The following is a 2,105-nucleotide window of genomic DNA, read 5'->3' as shown; positions in this document are numbered from 1 at the left end:
GAAAAACTTTGTTGTTCCGCGAGGAATGGGCGCACCGCGCTCAGGGGAAGAAAGTTTTGGAAGGCCGTTGCGGGAGGACGATCGAGGCGAAGCCGGTTTTCGATCAGACATGCCTCATCGAGCCCGCGAAGGACGTGGCTCGGCTCAGTGGCGGAAGGTATATGACGATGGCAGCCGCGCTCCGACTGCCTGCCGGATCCTGCCGTCATCAAGGGAACATCCGTAACACGACGCTTGCCGCCCCCGTAGCGAAAATCAGGGATTTCCGCGACACGGGTCTCGTTACCACTCCCGCCATTCGGCGGTGATATCTTCATCATCCGGGAGGCTGAAGCCCGAGGCCCTTACGACCGCCTCGATCAGGACACCAAGTTCGTCGCGCTCCAGTGTTTCGATCATCCCGCTTCTGCCGTGGATCTCATTGATCGCAAGAACGATGTCCTTGACCGCTGCCTGGATTGCCTGCGCATCCCGCTGGCTGGTTGCGGCCTTCACCGTGTCGATGAACCCATTCAGCGCCGTTTCAGCCGTGGCGATATCGGCCGCGTTGAAAAGCTCGTCTCCCTCGGCCATGGACTCCCGCCAGCGCTGCGTCGGCATCTGGACCCGCAATGCTTCGACTTTATCGATATTCCCTGGCATGATCTTCTGCTTGGGCAAGGACGCCTTTCGGCGCGTGGCCTTGAGCATGGTGCGGTCAGCCTGCATCAGATAAACCGCCATCAGCCGCAAGTCGGAGTCATATTTTGCGATCGCGACTATATTGCCGACAGCATATGAGTGAACGAAGCGTTCGGCTGAATATTCCGGCAGCGTGCTGCTCTTGCCTTCTCGAAACGGGCCCGTCCCGAGCTTCTCGGCCACGATGTCGCTGCTGTCTCCGAACGTCAGACCGAATGGCAACGCCGACGAATAGGCGCGTTGCACTGCCCTGATCGCATCCGGCCCGGTAAATGACAGGCGAGAGACAATCCTCTCCTCGCCGTCCGACAGGCGTCTTGACCGCACCTCTTCGAATTCGGCAATGTATGCGGAAAGGCTTTCCACCTGCAGACCGAAACCGCTATCGAAACCGCCGAAAAATCCCATCTCCGCATTCGTACGAAAATCGATAGGGTCAAGCTTCTCGTGATGGGCAAGATAAGACTCGACAACTGGGTCGGCAATGCTGCGGCCAAGTATATCGAAATGATCCATTCTCTGCCTTCCTTTCACAGTATTTCTATCCAACATGACCTTACGTTCATTGTGACGTCGAACGAGTTACGTCCGCTTATGGCAGATACCGTTGAAAAACTCCGACGAGCGGCTGTTGAGATTAGATTGCTATCCGTTAACCTGTACGCGACCGCCTTCGATAACGACATGGCGGCCTTGAAGCTCGACAAAGCGCCAATCCTCACCAAGTGAACCATCCGGGAAAACCTGCAGGCGGTAACCACCTGACAGCAAGAAGTCGGCCCCGCCGTAGTTATCTGTGTTAACGGCTATGACGACGAGTTGCTCTGTGGCGTTCACGAAGGAGTTTGTCTCCGCGTCGTAGCCTTTCAGCAGAGATGCAATTTTGATGAGCTGTAAGTTTCCCGATTTAGGGTCGTCATCGTTTGGCTCCGTTCCTTCAGCCGGCTCGACGAAACGATCTGATGTCCCTGTGACTATTGTCTTCTCGTCAACGAAGCGCCACGGGCATTGAACATGCAGTGCATAGGCCCCGACAGTCCCTCTGCCTGAGGGATGCGGTCGAATGGTACCAAAATGGAAAACCTTCATGTCCGCAGCGTTGCGGGCAATGCTTAATGGCAGCCCTACCAGTAACTGAAGGCAGTTTTCGAGGCTGACTTGAATATCGTTTTCGGCCATCAAATTGAAACTCGGCTAAATCAGAAAAAAGACGCGCTCGTTGACGGCCCTGTTAGGGTGGCTTGCCCTGGGAGCAGCGCATTAAATCAAACGCGCCTCTTCATCTCAAGTTCTGCTTGCCCTTGCTCACATAATCAGACACTTCCGGTCACGCATGGCACCGAAAAAGCCGTCGGCAGGCTCGATGCCTGCCGACGGCTTATCTTTGTCGCCGGTTGACCCCGCCTCGGCGGCGGGGCCTGTCC

At 56.2% G+C, this 2,105-nt stretch carries 3 protein-coding genes; all 3 read right to left on the bottom strand.

The genetic code is table 11. The features are described 5' to 3' along the window. Window positions 1-212: hypothetical protein (locus G9X64_RS36240; RefSeq protein ID WP_210259756.1), on the bottom strand; the 212-nt coding region annotated here is incomplete at its 3' end. 70 nt (window positions 213-282) lie between these two features. Continuing rightward, on the bottom strand, window positions 283-927 hold the full coding sequence (locus G9X64_RS32095; protein ID WP_171378200.1) for a hypothetical protein: 645 nt from the start codon (window positions 925-927) through the stop codon (window positions 283-285). 399 nt (window positions 928-1,326) lie between these two features. Next, window positions 1,327-1,860 carry a hypothetical protein gene (locus G9X64_RS32090; RefSeq protein WP_088678666.1) on the bottom strand — a complete coding sequence of 178 codons (534 nt, stop codon included), beginning with the start codon at window positions 1,858-1,860 and terminating at the stop codon, window positions 1,327-1,329. Window positions 1,861-2,105: the final 245 nt, after the last annotated feature.

The organism is Rhizobium sophorae (genome assembly GCF_013087515.1).
Taxonomy (GTDB): Bacteria; Pseudomonadota; Alphaproteobacteria; order Rhizobiales; family Rhizobiaceae; genus Rhizobium; species Rhizobium sophorae.
This window is presented reverse-complemented; position numbering and strand designations above follow the sequence as displayed.

Coding starts and splice junctions, on each gene's coding strand:
- G9X64_RS32090 (WP_088678666.1), bottom strand. CDS start 1,860: ATGGCCGAAAACGATATTCAAGTCAGCCTCGAAAACTGCCTTCAGTTA.